Annotated in this window: 14 protein-coding genes, 1 other RNA gene and 3 pseudogenes; 9 read left to right on the top strand and 9 right to left on the bottom strand. The window is 65.0% G+C overall.

Annotated features, from left to right (window positions below; all coding sequences use genetic code 11):
• Positions 1-34: 34 nt before the first annotated feature.
• The 3 genes and pseudogenes from ON40_RS25730 (at position 35) to ON40_RS52105 (ending at position 2110) form a co-directional block, all read left to right on the top strand.
• Complete coding sequence (locus ON40_RS25730; protein WP_040826987.1) at positions 35-1351, top strand: MFS transporter; 1317 nt, start codon at positions 35-37, stop codon at positions 1349-1351.
• Positions 1348-1656 (top strand): annotated as a pseudogene (locus tag ON40_RS56580) (DUF8020 domain-containing protein); the annotation flags it as partial. The gene ON40_RS25730 and the pseudogene ON40_RS56580, both read left to right, overlap by 4 nt.
• A 232-nt stretch (positions 1657-1888) precedes the next feature.
• Complete coding sequence (locus tag ON40_RS52105) at positions 1889-2110, top strand: hypothetical protein (protein ID WP_169541905.1); 222 nt, start codon at positions 1889-1891, stop codon at positions 2108-2110.
• A gap of 17 nt (positions 2111-2127) precedes the next feature.
• Here ON40_RS52105 and ON40_RS25720 read toward each other — a convergent pair whose 3' ends face one another.
• Positions 2128-3051 carry a LysR family transcriptional regulator gene (locus tag ON40_RS25720; RefSeq protein ID WP_040826983.1) on the bottom strand — a complete coding sequence of 308 codons (924 nt, stop codon included), beginning with the start codon at positions 3049-3051 and terminating at the stop codon, positions 2128-2130.
• A 101-nt stretch (positions 3052-3152) separates the two neighbouring features.
• Between ON40_RS25720 and ON40_RS25715 the strand changes: the two genes are divergently transcribed.
• The 3 genes from ON40_RS25715 to ON40_RS25705 all read left to right on the top strand — a co-directional run bounded on the left by ON40_RS25715 (position 3153) and on the right by ON40_RS25705 (position 5696).
• Positions 3153-4199: a YeiH family protein gene (locus tag ON40_RS25715; protein ID WP_040827119.1), complete on the top strand. Its 1047-nt coding sequence runs from the start codon at positions 3153-3155 to the stop codon at positions 4197-4199.
• 163 nt (positions 4200-4362) lie between these two features.
• Positions 4363-4836, top strand: a complete 474-nt coding sequence (smpB, locus tag ON40_RS25710; RefSeq protein WP_040827117.1) for an SsrA-binding protein SmpB — start codon at positions 4363-4365, stop codon at positions 4834-4836.
• Positions 4833-5696 carry an EamA family transporter gene (locus ON40_RS25705; RefSeq protein ID WP_174435070.1) on the top strand — a complete coding sequence of 288 codons (864 nt, stop codon included), beginning with the start codon at positions 4833-4835 and terminating at the stop codon, positions 5694-5696. The genes smpB and ON40_RS25705 overlap by 4 nt, the downstream gene beginning before the upstream one ends.
• 41 nt (positions 5697-5737) lie before the next feature.
• Here the strand turns inward: ON40_RS25705 and ON40_RS25700 are convergent, their stop codons facing one another.
• The 3 genes from ON40_RS25700 to ON40_RS25690 all read right to left on the bottom strand — a co-directional run bounded on the left by ON40_RS25700 (position 5738) and on the right by ON40_RS25690 (position 7644).
• A complete protein-coding gene (locus tag ON40_RS25700) occupies positions 5738-6226 on the bottom strand; it encodes a MarR family transcriptional regulator (protein WP_040826981.1) in 489 nt (162 codons plus the stop codon).
• A gap of 162 nt (positions 6227-6388) precedes the next feature.
• Entirely contained in the window at positions 6389-6832 is a 444-nt protein-coding gene (locus ON40_RS25695) for a nitroreductase/quinone reductase family protein (RefSeq protein ID WP_218008868.1), read from the bottom strand.
• A 98-nt stretch (positions 6833-6930) separates the two neighbouring features.
• The gene (locus tag ON40_RS25690; RefSeq protein WP_245567990.1) at positions 6931-7644 is read right to left on the bottom strand and encodes a WD40 repeat domain-containing protein; all 714 of its coding nucleotides are present in this window, start codon (positions 7642-7644) and stop codon (positions 6931-6933) included.
• A gap of 25 nt (positions 7645-7669) precedes the next feature.
• Here ON40_RS25690 and ssrA point away from each other — a divergent pair.
• Both ssrA and ON40_RS52100 read left to right on the top strand, forming a co-directional pair.
• Positions 7670-8039: a transfer-messenger RNA gene (ssrA, locus tag ON40_RS49300) on the top strand.
• Between the two features lie 53 nt (positions 8040-8092).
• Positions 8093-8317: a hypothetical protein gene (locus ON40_RS52100; RefSeq protein ID WP_040826977.1), complete on the top strand. Its 225-nt coding sequence runs from the start codon at positions 8093-8095 to the stop codon at positions 8315-8317.
• A gap of 112 nt (positions 8318-8429) precedes the next feature.
• Here the strand turns inward: ON40_RS52100 and ON40_RS25680 are convergent, their stop codons facing one another.
• Positions 8430-8723: a hypothetical protein gene (locus ON40_RS25680; protein WP_157186419.1), complete on the bottom strand. Its 294-nt coding sequence runs from the start codon at positions 8721-8723 to the stop codon at positions 8430-8432.
• Positions 8720-9028: a hypothetical protein gene (locus ON40_RS25675; protein ID WP_040826973.1), complete on the bottom strand. Its 309-nt coding sequence runs from the start codon at positions 9026-9028 to the stop codon at positions 8720-8722. Before ON40_RS25675 ends, ON40_RS25680 begins: the two co-directional genes overlap by 4 nt.
• Here ON40_RS25675 and ON40_RS25670 point away from each other — a divergent pair.
• Positions 9007-10407 carry a helix-turn-helix domain-containing protein gene (locus ON40_RS25670; RefSeq protein ID WP_505788920.1) on the top strand — a complete coding sequence of 467 codons (1401 nt, stop codon included), beginning with the start codon at positions 9007-9009 and terminating at the stop codon, positions 10405-10407. The genes ON40_RS25675 and ON40_RS25670 overlap by 22 nt on opposite strands.
• Before the next feature lie 846 nt (positions 10408-11253).
• On the opposite strand, the pseudogene ON40_RS56125 reads toward ON40_RS25670, so the two are convergent.
• From ON40_RS56125 to ON40_RS25655, 3 genes and pseudogenes are all read right to left on the bottom strand, one after another.
• Positions 11254-12428 (bottom strand): annotated as a pseudogene (locus ON40_RS56125) (macrolide family glycosyltransferase).
• Between the two features lie 101 nt (positions 12429-12529).
• Positions 12530-13142: pseudogene (locus tag ON40_RS25660) on the bottom strand (CatB-related O-acetyltransferase).
• Between the two features lie 594 nt (positions 13143-13736).
• Positions 13737-14765: a mechanosensitive ion channel family protein gene (locus ON40_RS25655; protein ID WP_157186418.1), complete on the bottom strand. Its 1029-nt coding sequence runs from the start codon at positions 14763-14765 to the stop codon at positions 13737-13739.
• Between the last annotated feature and the right edge of the window lie 241 nt (positions 14766-15006).

The raw sequence follows: 15006 nt of genomic DNA, 5'->3' as shown, positions 1-15006 counted from the left end.
GCGGTGCGCCGCTCGCCGGTTCGTAGGAGCATCCATGCAGTTGCACACCACCCCCAGGACGCCGGTGGCGGACGGCCCGATCGGCACGGCGGCGAACAGTGGCCGCACACGGATGTATCCGTGGCTGGTCTTCCTGCTCACCTTCGGTCTGCTGCTCGCCGACTACATGTCCCGGCAGGTCCTGAGCGCCGTATTTCCGGTGCTGAAACCCCAATGGGCACTGACGGATTCACAGCTCGGATCGCTCAACAGCGTGGTGGCGCTGATGGTCGGTCTGCTGACGTTTCCGCTGTCACTGCTGGCCGATCGGTGGGGTCGGGTCAAGAGTCTGGTGCTGATGGCCACGCTCTGGAGTGTCGCGACGCTGCTGTGTGCCGTCGCGGCGAACTACCATCAGATGCTCGGCGCTCGATTCCTGGTAGGCGTGGGGGAAGCGGCGTACGGAAGCGTCGGAATCGCCTTGGTACTGGGCATTTTCGGCACGAGAGTCCATGCCGCGCTGGGCGGTGCCTTCATGGCCGGTGGTTCGTTCGGGTCGGTTCTCGGCGTCGCCGCGGGCGGTGCGATAGCGGTTCATCTCGGCTGGCGTTGGTCGTTCGTGACCATGGCGGTGGTCGGCCTGGTGCTGGCCGCACTGTTCGGTGCGCTGGTCAGTGAACGCAAGCTCGCCCGGCATGCCGACCACGGATCGGCGGAACCGTTGCGGGACAGTGATTTCCGTGTTCCGGTGTCGACGCTGTTCACCAACCCCGCGGTGTGGTGCGCCTATATCGGCGGTGGCGCGCAGCTGTTCACCGCCGCGGTACTGCTGGCGTGGACGCCGAGCTTCTTCAACCGCGTCTACAGGATGGCCACCGATACCGCAGCCGCCGCCGCGTCGGGTGTGGTGCTGCTGGTCGGTGCGGGAATGGTGTGCTGCGGCATCGCCGCCGATCGGATCGGCCGTCGTGACCTGTCGCGCAAATGGCTCGCCGCGGTCGTGTTCTGTGCCATCTCGCTGGTGTGCCTGACCGTGGGGTTCAGCATCGAACACGGTGTGGCACAACTGATTCTGATCGGCATCGGTGCGTGGTTCTCGGGTGGTTCCTCGGGCCCGATCGCCGCGGTGGTCGCCGATCTCACGCACTCCTCGGTCCGCGCCTCGGCGATGGGGATGCTGACCCTGTCCGACAGTCTGCTCGGAATCGCGTTGGGGCCCTTCGTCGTCGGCTTGCTCGCCGACCGTTACGGCCTGACCGCCGCACTGCGCGCGGCTCCGCTGGCCTATGTCGTCGCGATCGTCGCGCTGGCGGCGGGCCGATATCTGTACCCGGCCGGGCTGCGCAAACTCGCCGCCATCCACAACGAATGATGAGGAATCCGATGAAGTCCACGAAACCCGCTCTGATCACCGCACTCGCGGTCACCGCCGCAGCCGTGACGACCGGCACCGCCCATGCCGCGCCCGATACCGAGCAACGCGAGGTGCACTACCGGGTCGCGCGACAGGCTGGATCGGCAGTGGTGAGTACGCCCGACGGCAAGCTGAAAGTCGTCGCGGACCAACTGATTCTCACCGATCGCGCGGATCGTCCGGTGGCCGCGGTCACGTTGACCTTCGATATCGGTGACACCGCTCATCCGATCGCCGCCCGCGTCGACGGTAAGACCGCGACCCTGACGCCGGATCGCGGTAACGGGCGGCCGACGCGGGCTCCGTCGCGGGGTGAGGTCATCACCGTGCGGCAGGCCGCGGAATCGTTCACCCCGCGCGATTCGCAGGCCCTGGGCGCGTTCGGTCAGCGCATCGCCATCGCCGCGGGAGTCAGCGCGGTACTCGGTGCGGTCATCGGCGGTGGAATCGGCTGTCTGGTCGGGGGTGCGGTCGGCGCGGCGATCTCCAGTCCGGGTGATCGTGCTGCTCGCCCCGTTCGTCGGGGCGACCGTCGCCGGGTGTGTGCTGGGCGCGGCCACCCTCGGCGCTGTGGGATCGATGGCCGGACTCATTCTGGCGGGCGGTCCCATCACGCTGTTCTCGGCCATTCAGTACTTCTCGACCGTCCTGGCCCCCTGCCCGCCGAACCTCCCGTACTGCAAGGACCCGGCCCGGACCGCGCCTGCCGCGGGATAACCGCACGTCCGAGGCGGTTATCGGTCGGACTCCCATTCCGGGCCGCCGCCGGCCCCGCATGCCAGGCGGACGAGTTCGCCCGCGGGGCCGTCGAGGCGGCGGGGCGAGCGCCACACCGCTCGAAGCAGTCTCGACAGGTCCAAGCCCTCGACCTCGACGGTTCGCAGGGCGCCGGAACTCACGTGATCGCCGACGGCCAAGGTGCTCAGCACCGCGGGCCCGACCCCCTCCAATACGCTGGTGCGAATCGCGGCGGCGCTGCCCAATTCCAACAGTGGCTCCGCCCGGTCGTATTCTTGCAGCGCCATATCCAGCGTATCCCGCATACCCGAACCGGGTTCTCGAACCACCAGCGGTGTCCCGGCCAATTCGGCGATCGGAATCGGTTTCCCGGTTCGCGCCCACGGATGTTCGGGATGCACGACGACGATGAGTCTGTCCCGGGCGACGGCAATACTGTGCAGTTCGGGCGGAACTGTCGGCGATTCCACGAATCCGACCCCACATTCACCGGTGATCACTCGCTCGAATACTTGGGAAGAATTGTATACCTGGAGATGAACGGTTATTTCCGGATGCAATCCGCGGAGTCGGCCGAGCCAGCGCGGCAGCAGATGTTCGGCGACCGTCATACTCGCGCCGACCGTGAGTTCCGGGGAATGCCCGATGCGCAGTCCCTCCGCGACATCGAGAAGTTTATCGGCGTCGGCCAGAACGATTCGCGCCCAGTGCGCGACGACGGTTCCCTGCGCCGTCAGTGACGACCCGCTGGTCTTGCGTTCGAGCAGCGGCACGCCGAACTGCCGCTCCAGTCGCTTGACGGCTCGGCTCGCATTGGGCTGGGGAATCCCCAGCCTACGGCCCGCGGCGCTCAGACTCCCGTAGTCGTCGACGCCCACCAGCAGTTCCAATGCGCTGAAATCCGGGAACCGCCTCGACATGCGTCGACGATATAGCCTCACCCGGGGGTATGTCCATCTGATATGGCCTCATGTAGAAAATCGGTCTTCCGCATCTTTCGGTAATGCCCGACTGTGAATTCATGAGCACTCGAGTGAATGGCGAGGCGGCGGGCGCGGTCGGGGATGTCGCGCGATCACGCCGCTCGCGCACGATCGCCGCACTGCTGCCCGGACTGGCACTGTGCGTGCTTGCCACGGCGATCGCGATGACGGTGAATTATTTCCTGCCGACGGTCAGCCCATTGCTGATCGCGATTGTGCTCGGGGCGATCCTGACGAATGCGGTGCGAATCCCCGAACGCATTCAGCCCGGATTGCAGTTCTCCGCCAAGCGAATCCTCCGAGTGGGTGTGGCACTCCTCGGCTTACAGCTCATGTTGCGAAATATCATCGATCTCGGCTGGGGCATGATCGTCGTCGTGATGGCGATCGTTTTCCTGGGCATCGCCGGAACGATGTTCGCCGGAAAACTTCTCGGCCTCAGCTGGACGCAACGACTGCTCATCGCGTGCGGATTCTCGATCTGCGGCGCGGCCGCGGTCGCCGCCGTCGACGGTGTCATCGACGCCGACGAGCAGGAGGTGGTAGCCGCGGTCGCGCTGGTCATCCTGTTCGGCACCCTGATGATTCCGGTCGTCCCGCTGCTGTCGCACGCGTTCGGCCTGTCCGGCAAGACCGCTGGTCTCTGGGCTGGTGGTTCGATCCACGAGGTCGCTCAGGTCGTCGCGGCCAGCAGCGCGGTCGGCGGTGCGGCACTGGGCGTTGCAGTGGTGGTGAAACTCGCGCGCGTGCTGATGCTCGCGCCGGTCATGCTGATTCTCAGTGTGCGGCAACGTAATCGGCTCGGCGCGGACGTCGAGGTGAAGCGTCCGCCGCTCGTCCCGCTGTTCGTCGTGGCCTTTCTCGCCTGCGTTCTGCTCCGCTCGTCCGGGCTGCTGCCCAGCGTGATCCTGGACGATGCCAAAACCGCGCAGACCGTCCTGCTGACCGCCGCGATGTTCGCTCTGGGCTGCGGAGTCCGCGCGTCCACCATCAGGAAGGTCGGCGCTCGCCCCCTGGTCCTGGCCGTCGTCTCCACCGTCTGGGTGGCGGCGATCGCCCTCGCCGGCGTGCTTATCGCATCCTGATTCCCCGGTACGCGCGTCGTCAGGACGTTTTCGAGCCGACGAGTTGTTGATGGATGGGTGTGGTCCGCGCAGGTCCGTAAGCTGGTCGGGCGAGGTGACCGCGCGGCGGGGCGGGCATTAATCGATTGCCGTTCACCAGGGCGGATGTGTTAGAAGGGTGTACATGAAGGAGCAGGGGCGCAAGGTTATCGCCACCAATCGGCGAGCGCGGCACAACTACGCGATCCTCGACACCTACGAGGCCGGGGTCGCGCTGGTCGGTACCGAGGTCAAGAGCCTGCGCGAGGGTAAGGCGTCGCTGGTGGACGCGTACGCCACCATCGACGACGGTGAGGTGTGGCTGCGGGGCCTGCACATCCCCGAATACGGGCACGGCACGTGGACCAATCATTCGCCGCGCCGCACCCGAAAACTGCTGATGCACCGACGCGAGATCGACAAGCTCTTCGGCAAGATCAAAGAGAGCAGCCAGACGCTGGTTCCGCTGTCGATGTATTTCTCCGACGGCAAGGTCAAGGTGGAACTCGCGTTGGCCAAGGGCAAGCAGGACTACGACAAGCGCCAGGATCTGGCGCGCCGCACGATGGAGCGGGAGGTGACTCGGGAGCTCGGGCGGCGTGTGAAGGGTATGCGTTGATCGGAGTTCTGCTGGCGATGCTGGCGGCGGTCGGGTACGGCGTGAGCGATTTCGCGGGTGGGGTCGCGTCCCGGCGGGTTGCGGCGTTGCGGGTGGTGGTCGTGTCCTATCCGCTCTCGGTGCTGATTCTGCTGGTCGTCGCGCCGCTGGTCGGCGGGCATTCCGATACGGCCTCGACGCTGTGGGGCGTGGCCTCGGGGGTGGCGAGCGGGCTGGCGGTGTGGTGGTTCTACGCGGCGCTGGCCAGTGGGCCGATGGCGGTGGTCTCACCGCTGACGGCCGTGCTGGTCGCCGGTATTCCGGTGCTGCTCGGGATGGTGACCGGGGAGCGGTCCAGTCCACCGGCCTACGTCGGGATCGTGTGTGCGCTGATCGCGGTGGTGCTGGTCAGCAAGGAATCGCCCGATGACGTGACCGAGGAGATCACCGGCGGCCGGAAGCTGCGTTTCGATCGTCGCGTCGCACTGCTGACGGTCGGCTCGGGTGTGGCCTTCGGGCTCGCCTTCGTCTGCCTGCACGCGACCGCGCCCGCGTCGGGCGTATGGCCGGTGCTGTTCGCGCGCGTCGCGGCGACCGTGGTCGTGTGGGGGGCGGCGCTGGTCACCGGTCAATTCCGGGCACCGCGCGGTGAGCCGTTGCGGCTGGCGTGCTACGTCAGCGTTCTGGATGTGGCGGCGAATGTGGCCATGCAGTATGCCTTCCACTCCGGCCTGCTGTCCCTGATCAGCGTGATCGGCTCGCTCTACCCGGCGGCAACGGTCCTGTTGGCCATGGTCCTGCTCGGCGAACGGGCCGGACCCTTGCAGAAGATCGGGATGGCGATGGCCCTGGGGTCCGTCGCGCTGATCGCCACGGCCTGAATTTCGTCGTCACACCGATCGACACCCTCCGTTACCCGTGGCTAATTCGTCAGTTCCTCCGCGGACTCGTGCCCGGCGGCGCCGGCACGGCGGAGGAAATCGGCGATGACCTCGAGTTCGGCGTCGGTGTACTCGGCGCAGACCTCGTCCATGCGCTGGGTCATTCCCGAGAAGAGTTGGAACAGAACAGGATTGCGGTCGCGCACCGGGCGCAGGGTGACCGCGCGGCGGTCGGTGGATTCGGGGTCGCGCTCGCGTGCGATCCAGCCCGCCTTCTGTAGGCGGTCCAGGATTCCGGTCAGGGTGGCCGGGTGCACGCCAGCCAAGCGGCCCAGTGCGGTGGGGGACAGCGGGCCGTGCCGGTTGATCAGATCCAGGCAGGTCCAATCGATGTCGCGGAGCTCGACCCGGTTGCCGAAACGTCGATTGAGCAGGGAAAGCTGAATATTCAAGTCGCGCAATGCATCCCGGACCGCGACGGTGAGCTGACGGCGTCGGCGCGTCGCGGTCCGATCGGCATCCGAGCTCATCCCCGGGCCTCGCCGGTACGCGGTTCCGCGACACCCTCGAACGAGGGTTCGCCGAAGCTTCGCTCGCCCATCTGCTGTCCTCACGTCGGATCGTATGAAACTCATACGATATCGCGGCGTGTGTCTGCGGTGTTGCCCCGATCCGTCCGGGGCGGAACCGGATCAGGCCGGTTCGACGCGGAATACCGCAATCCGGTCCGCGGCCGCGGCGACCCCGTCCGGTGTTGCCTCCTCGGCGAGTCCCGTGGTGACGAACCGTGATCCGACACTCGCCGGACTGGTGGCAACCAGATTGCGCAGGACCGGACCACGCTGATCCACCGGCAGCTCGACCAGGCGGGCAGTGGTGGATCTGCGTCCACGCGTCAGAGTGACGGTCTCGGCCGCGCGCACATTGGCGACCCAGGCGGCCTTCGGGAATGCCTGGAAGATATATCGGCCGCCGTCGAGTTCGTTCACCGCGATCGGAAAGGTCAGCAAGCGTCCGCTGCGCCGACCCGTGACGGTCAGCAACTGCATCGGCCCGAAGGCGATGCCCAGGCGTTGCAAGCCGGTGATGAGCCTGTTGATGGTGTTGGTCATCCGACGGTATCTGTCTGCATCCATGCGACCGATCGTACGCCGAATGATATGAGAAACATATAGTACGGATCTCGTATTTTCTGGAAGCGGTCGTCGCCGATCGCCGCCGCGGGCCTCGGTGATCAGTTCAGTCTGCGAATATCGCCGCGGACGCGGTAGAAGCCACCACGCGCCGACTCATTGACCCCGTCGACGACATTTCGCGCGCCGAACTCGCGAATCTCCTTCGGGAACTGGACGTTCCACGAGCTCTGATAACCGGGCGAGGCTATGTGGACGCGAAGTTTGCCGCCCTCGCGCACGCACTCGACCACGACGCCGGTGCCGGGGTCGGCAGTCACCTCCAGGGTGGCGCTGGGCGTGACCGCCGCGATCTCGGGAGCCTTCACCGACAGCGTCTGCGGCAGTACGCCCTGCTCGGCGTCGCGCACGCCGGATTCGCTGACATCGAGGCAGGCCAGGGTGCCATTGGTGGTGACCAGGTAGAGCCTGTCGGCGTGGTACTGCATCGAGAACGCCGAACCGCAGCCGGTGGCGAGTTTCCAGAGTCGGCGGCCGGTGGAGTCGAAACAGTAGACCGAGGAATGGTTGTCACCCGCGAAGACGTAGCGGCCGTCCGGCGATGTGGCGCAGGAGAATACGGCCGCATCGCACTGGTAGACGCGCTCGGACCGGCCGTCCTTGGCGATCATGCGCACCTCGTGGGTGCTTGTTCCGGCGTAGACCGAGGCGGTCTCCTGCCAGCCGAACAGCACCGAGCCGGTGTGCAGGACGATGCGCCGGAGTGGCGGGAATGACCACGGGGTGCGAGGTGTTAGTATGAACAGCCCGGTCACCAACCGGGCACTTGGATTGAAGTACGGGGCTGAACGGTTTCGACTACGTGCGTCGATTCAGGGGAAGCGTGTCGGTGCAGGCAAGAGACCACCGTAAGCGTCGCTGCAACCCTATAAGCGCCGATTCTCATCAGCGCGACTACGCTCTCGCTGCCTAAGCAGTAGAGCGTGTCTGTCAGCCCGGGTTCGCCTTCGGCCCGGCCCCTGGCATCAGCTAGAAGGCTCACCGTCCTGCTCGGTCGCGGAGTAGGACGGGACAACCAACAGCGACTGGGATCGTCATCTCGGCTCGTTCGCAAGACCGAGAGATCCAAGCAGAGACACCGCGAACTGCACACGGAGAAGCCCTGGAGAAGCGGCGGAGGACCCGGGTTCGATTCCCGGCAGCTCCACTGAGAAGGCTCGGTCCATCAGGACCGGGCCTTCGTCGTTCAGGGGGAGGGGGTGCGTGCAACGCCTTGGCGCGTTCGGCGAGATCGGTTCGGGTGAGTCCGAGTTCGGTGCGGCGGTGGTACACGGCCTTGGCCAGTGCCATGGAGAGTTGGATCTCGCGGCGGGCCTCGGTGATGTCCTCGGGTTCGGTGTAGCCCTCGGCGAGTTTGTGTTCCTGGAGGGTCTCTTCCAGCGTGCATGGTTCATCGGTCCGGCTCCCCTCTCTCGATCGTTCGGATGAATTCGGATGCGGCCATACCGATGGAGGAGGCGAGTCGAGAAATGTTGCGTCGCATAGGATTCCCCCCGTTGAACTGTTGATTCCATTTTTGCCCGCATCTGTTCGGAGCATCTCAACAGGTGCGCCCACTGTCTGGTCGCAATCGCTGCGCTTCGACGAGCGTTCGATACGCCGTGCGCTTGCGCGGGCACTCGTCGCGGTGGCATGCCCGGTGCAACTGCATCACTCGATGCGCCTGTGCGACGGTGAACGGCCGCGGTGGTGCGGTGTGGGTCCACACCAGGATTCGGGTCGGTTCCTCCGTTGCCTCGTTGTCGTCCAGCTCCCTGCGCACGAAAACTAGTACCACGCAGCCGAATACGACAATGAGTCCGCCGAGTATCCACCACCCTGCTGCGGTGCTCATCCCATCCGTCCGGCATGTGTGTCGGCCCATCGGGAGAACGTCAGTCGTGGAACTACCGATTCGACGTCGACAACAGCCATGAGCGAGTTCAGTTCGAGCGGGCCGAGGTGGTCTGGGCTGGCGACGATGGCAATATCGACGTCGGCTTTGCGTGCCTGGTCGGCGAGTGGAATAACCGAATCGTCGGGTTGCCAGATCACGGCATAGCCGAGATGTTTTGCGAGACGATGGATTTGGGCCCAATGCCACTTATGGGCATCGCTGTCCGGGGCAACTATCCCGAATGCTGTTGGCACCTTGCGCACTTCCCCTGCCTCCCGTTGTTGGAAGGGTCTCGACGCTGGGGCATGGTGAAGTGGTGCACCCCGCTCACCCCGGCGTCGCGGCCCACTTCCGAGCATTGCTTTCGAGGTCGGCGCAGCGATACGGATTCGCGTCCACATCCGTCCACAACTGCGCATACGATGAGCGGATGGACGAGGGCCAGCGTTCTGTGCTCGGCGATACCGAGATGACGGGAGAACGTCTGCGAGCTGCACGCGAGTCTGTCGGACTCAGCCTCTCGACGCTCGCCACGCGCACACACTTTTCGAAATCCCTTCTCGGGCAACTGGAAACGGGAGAGCGTCGCATCAGGGCCGAACATGTGCGCGCCTACTCCGATGCGCTCGGGATCGGTTCCGTTCTGTTCGCCGAACCGGCGGACGGCGAGGAGGCCGCTGCGGAATGGTTGCAGCGGCTTGCTGTGTCGGACGTCGGCGGCGACACCCTCGAGCAACTGGAATCGGCGGTCGATGATCTGGCGTCGGCGTACAACACGACTCCGCCGGGCGAATTGCTGGTGCGGATCCGTACATATCTCGGCTATGTCGGTCGGCTGATGGATTCGCGGATGACACTGACGCAGCATCGGCGGCTGCTTGTGACGGCCGGGTGGCTTTCACTCCTGGCGAGTACCTGCCATGTAGACCTGGGTGAGTTGTCGGCTGCTGCTGCGCGCGGGCACTTGACGTGGACTCTCGCCGATGAGGCCGGGCATCCCGAGATCTCCGCGTGGTGCCTGGAAACGAGGGCTTGGCAGCAGTTGACCGGAGGGGAGTTCGAGCAGGCGACGAAACTGTCGCGTGCTGCGCAGGAGATCGCTCCGGCGGGCAGTTCGGCATTCATCCAGGCGACCGCGCAGGAAGGGCGGGCGTTGGCGCGGCTCGGCGACAGTACAGGCACCTACAGCGCTCTTCGGAAGGTGGCGCGGCTGGTGTCCGGACTGAGGATGCCCGACCGGCCCGAACACCATTTCCGGTACGACCCCGCGAAATCGGATGCGTATGTGGCTACCACGTTGGCGTGGCTCGGCGACCCGGGAGCCGAATCGTATGCCCGGCATGTGCTCGCCGATCTCGTCGGTGCCGTGACCACTCGGCCGCGCCGGATCGCTTCTGCGAACTTGGATCTCGGTTTGGCGCTCGTTGCGGCGGGCAAGCCGGATGAGGCCGCGGATGCCACGCTGACGGCCGTCACGTCGGGGCGATTGGTGCCCTCCACGTATTGGCGGGTGTCGGAGGTCGTGACCGGTATCGAGGGGCGGGACGCGGTCGATGCGGCGCTCGTGCGGGATGCGTTCCGTGACATCTACCCGGCCCGGTTGGACGGGACCGGCCGGCAGAGCAGACGCCCTTATCTTTAACTGTCCCTGTGCGCCATTGCCGTCTTCAGTTCGAGCCGCCAAGATCGCCATACTTGGTTGAAGCCCGAAAAGTAGGTGACCATAACCGCTTTCGGCTCTAAGCTGGCAGGAGCGGTAGGTCGCCCGACCTTGCGTGGCTGGTGTTGGCGGCAACACGAGCGGCGCCCACAGGCAAGGAGGCGTCCGGAGGCTTCTATGCTGAGTGGGGTAGTTGAATGCGCTCTTCTGATGGTCGGGTTTTCCATCAGTACGTCGTAACTTGGATCAAGGATCATCCCCAAGCCAACGATGAGGACTGTGCGGCGGCGGCCGAGAAGTACTTCGACGGAGTAACCGTTGATAAGATCGCCGAGATACGCCGGAAAAAGCAACCCCCACGGTATCGAGCCGATGAAGGTGACCGGCTGGGTTACAAACCTTATGTGCAGGAACCCACAGTCGACGAGGGTCCGTCCAAGCCGGGTTTGCCGATGCGGGAACCTTGCCCGTCATGTGGCATCTTGCCCGATATCGCTGGTAACTGTCTGTGCGGCTGACCCTAGACCTTGGTGCGGCCAGCTGGCTGGACGGGGACCGGTTGTGTTCATCCTTGGGTGCAATCGGCAACATTCGGGCGCGCTCGGGTTGCAATGAGCTCGCCGCACATGCGGGAACGAATTGCATCGTCGATCGACGACACAACTCATGCGACTGCCGTGCACAGGAATGGAGTGGCTCATGGTCATGTGATTCGGCGGGTACGGTTGTTTGACCGCGTGACCGTGAGGTGGTCCGGATGGTGTTGACAGATGTCCTGGTGCCGGGCTCGTTGAGCCGAGATCGCACTGCGTTTCTGCGGGTTGATGCTCAGTTCAGCATGTTCTCGATGAGATCGACGGCTCGGGTGGTTCCGCCTTCGGCTCGGGCGTCGGCGCTCAACTGTGCCGAGCGGTGGGTGACTTCGGGGTCGGTGATGAGGTCGTTCAGGGCTGTTCGGAGGTTTGGGGGTGGCGTCCTGGGTGTCGATGCGGCGGGCTACGCCCAGTTCGACGAGGCGGTCGGCGTTGACGAACTGTTCGGCGGCTTGTGGGACGGCGATCATCGGGACGCCTGCTCGCAGGCCTTCGCCGCAGCCGCCCATACCGGCGTGGGTGATGAAGGCGTCCGCCCGTGCCCGGTTCGCCCGCTGGGGGATCCAGGGGTGCACTTCGACGTTGGGTGGGATATCGCCGAGTTCCTGCGGGTCGGTGTGTTTGCCGATCTGGAGGACCACGTGCCAGCCGGGCAGGTCGCCAAAGGCCGCCAGGCATCGGCGGTAGAACTCCGACTGACGGGTGTATGCCGAACCCAGGGAGATCAACAGGACATTTTCCGCATCGGCGGGACGGTCCCAATTCTCCTCGGCCTTACGGGTTTCGAAGCAGGGGCGACGAATGTTATTGCGGCGGTGTCGACTTGATCGGCGTGCGGTTGCATTGCTCGGGAATCAACGCCAGCGCGCGGGCGGGCGGGCCGGAGAAGGCGTCCACGTCCGTGGTGGACGTGCCGCAGTCGGCGAGCCATTGCGCGAACCTCGCGTGGTAGGCATCGGCGCCCGGCAGTCCTCGCAGGTGTGCGGCGACGTCCTGTTCATAGCCTTTCCAGGCCACGAATGTCGGAGACAGTTGCAGCAGGGCACGGTCCTGGGTTTCGGCGAGGGCGCGCGCGGTGGCGTAGGCGCCGATGTCGTAGAGGTAGAGGTCCGCACGGTCCTCGTCGTAAGCGGCGCGCAGCTGCGGGAGTTCCTGAATTGCGTTGTCCAGGAAGAGGTTCTGTACAGCGATGACATCGTCGGGCCAGTTGTCGTCGGTAACAGGCAATATGGAGGTGCACGAGACGAATTCGACGCCGGTGGCGGTGATCAGGTCGGCGACGGCCGGGTCGTTGGCATAGGTCACGCGATGCCCTCGGGCCACCAGCTCGCGGATGATCTCGAGGCTCGGCAGGACGTGACTGACGATGGGGATGCCGATCATCGAGATGTGCGCAGGGCGACGGGGCATGGTCGATCACTCATTTCAAGTCTATGGCGAACGGGCACAGGGCTTTTCGTGGAAAGACCTTGCGCGCGCGTCACACCGTGTGTGGGGCGGCGGCTTCGAGATCAGCGATGCTGCCGGACGTGATCGGTGATGTGCTCGGCGGGCCAGTCCCACCAGGCCACCGGAGCAGTCGAGCGATGTCGTGGTCGTTGTAGTGGGTGCGGATGAGTCGGGCCGGATTGCCGCCGAGATGCCGTAGTCCGGGACGTCGCTGGTTACCACGGCACCGGCACCGATGATCACGCCGTGGCCGATCCGCACGCCGGGGAGAACCGTTGTGCCGTGGCCGAACCAGACGTCATTGCCGCCGACGGTGTCGCCCCGGTTGGGCAGGTCGGTGAGCAGGTCGAAGTGGTCCGACCACGAGCCGCCCAGGGTGGGGAACGGGAAGGTCGAGGGGGCGTCCATGCGATGGTTGGCGCCGTTCATGATGAACTTCACCCCCGTGCCCAGCGCACAGAATTTGCCGATGATCAGCTTTTCCGGTCCGTAGTGGTACAGCACATTGCGGGTTTCGAATGCGGTCGGATCGTCCGGGTCGTCGTAATAGGAGAACTCGCCGACCTCGATCAGGGGTGAGGTGACCAGGGGCTTCAGCAACACCACCCGCGGCTGGCCGGGCACGGGGTGCAGCACGGTCGGATCCGCAGGGATGGGCGCCGGACCGGTGGGCATCTGAAACTCCTTCTGTGAGTGGATGATCGGGCTTCGCGATCGGCTCGCAAGCGGCTGTCCGGCCGGTCGAAAATGTCACTACATGTGTCGCCCTACTCCCGTTCCGACCGGTTCCGGCCTCGGCCAGAGATTCTGCGGTACGACCAGGGTCTTGCCGCGAGCCCGGGGGTGCACTATACGTTGAAAGTGGAAGGATTTCGGATCTCCTCATCTTCCACCACCGACGGGACGAGCAACCTCGTGCGCCGCACAGGCCGCATCAGGCCAGAGTTATCGCGCTCATCCCTTCGGACGCATTTATTCCGCGTTCCGGTCGTGTCTTCCGCGCTATAGCGTGTGTTCGCCGCGCAATCGTTGACGGATAAACGATTTCGACGACTGCGCTGTATTGCGTTTTCTGGCCAGTCCGAGTTGGGCTTCAGATGCCCCAGGCGAGTTGATCGGTGGCGTGGATGCCTCGTCGGAGTCGCCGTGAGACGTTATGCATCACTGGACTGATACGACAGCCCTCGCCTGAAATCGAAGTTGTTGTTACACACGAGCATCCAAGACTGTAGTCCGAGTGTTCGGCCGAGTCTCGGGGCCTGGCAGGGGCTATCGCTCGCGAGGTAGCGCGGTCGGTATTTCCCGGACCAGATAGAGGGTGAGTTGCTCGGCCACCTGTTCGCCGAGGCGGGTCGCCTGGTGTAGGGACGGGGCGCTGACGGTGATTTTGAGTTTCAGGCAGTCGCGGTCGGATTCGGCGATTACGAGCGATCCTTCCGCGCCGTCCCAGTGGTCGCTGGTGGTGAGGATGTCGTGCAGGCGGGAACGCAGGGTTTCGAGGGGAGCCGCGTGGTCGACATACAGGTAACTGTCGACGTGGGCGCTGTCGTTCTTGCGGGTCCAGTTCTCGAACGGCTGGTTCACGAAATCGGTGACGGGCACGATCATCCGGCGGTTGTCCTGCATTCGGATGCTGATGTAGGTGAGCGTAATCTCCTCTACCACACCGTGTTTGCCGTTCACCTGGACGGTGTCGTCGATGCGCACGGAGTCGCTGAATGCTATCTGCAGGCCGGCGATCATGTTCGCGAGGGTGCTCTGTGCGGCGAGGCCGAAGACCAGGCCCAGTAGCCCGGCCGACGCGAACAGGCTCGTGGCCAGCGCACGTGTGGACGGAAAGTCCAGCAGTGCGAAGATCAGGGTTGCCAACCAGATCACCGCGGCGGCGGCGCGCTGGAAAACGCCCAGCTGGGTGCGGATCCGGCTCAGGCGCTGATGGTCGTCCCCGGTGGAGTGGGTGAACCGCACCGCCATGACGGCGATGAGGACGGCCGCGCCGCGGCTGGCCAGCCACCCGAACGACAGCAGCACCAGCAGTCCGAGCACGGTGCCGATCCAATGGTTGCCGTGGGTAAGGAATTCCAGCACGGCGCCGTACGTGCGAATCAGGATCAGAAACAGCACCGTGACCGCGGGGCTGCGGCACGCATCTATGCGGGTCCAGACCTCGGATTCGGCGCCGCGCCGGGCCGACAGCGTCTTGACCAGGCGTTTCAGTAGAAACCAGGTGCCTACCGTCAGTGCGATGATGATCGCGGCCGTAACCGCCAGACTGACCCACTCTGCCCGGTCTCCCATGGTGACACACGCTCCCTGTTCAGCGAGCGTCGCGTGACGCCAGCGATCGACCCAGCCCACCTTCAATCACCCTGTGTGACAGAAGAATACAACTCCCGAGCAGGCAAGCAACAGTCCTTGCCGGGATGGATCCGGTGATGATATGGATCCCTTCGCCGCCTCGGACGCCATCGCGGCGCACCGGCTCCGAAGGAGACCGCACCGGGTGGGCATGGGCTCGGTGCCGGATTGCAGCAGATCG

Source organism: Nocardia jiangxiensis NBRC 101359 (assembly GCF_000308615.1).
In the GTDB taxonomy this organism is placed as follows: domain Bacteria; phylum Actinomycetota; class Actinomycetes; order Mycobacteriales; family Mycobacteriaceae; genus Nocardia; species Nocardia jiangxiensis.
The sequence above is the reverse complement of the archived record's forward strand: the minus strand, read 5'-3'. Positions and strand labels throughout refer to the sequence as shown.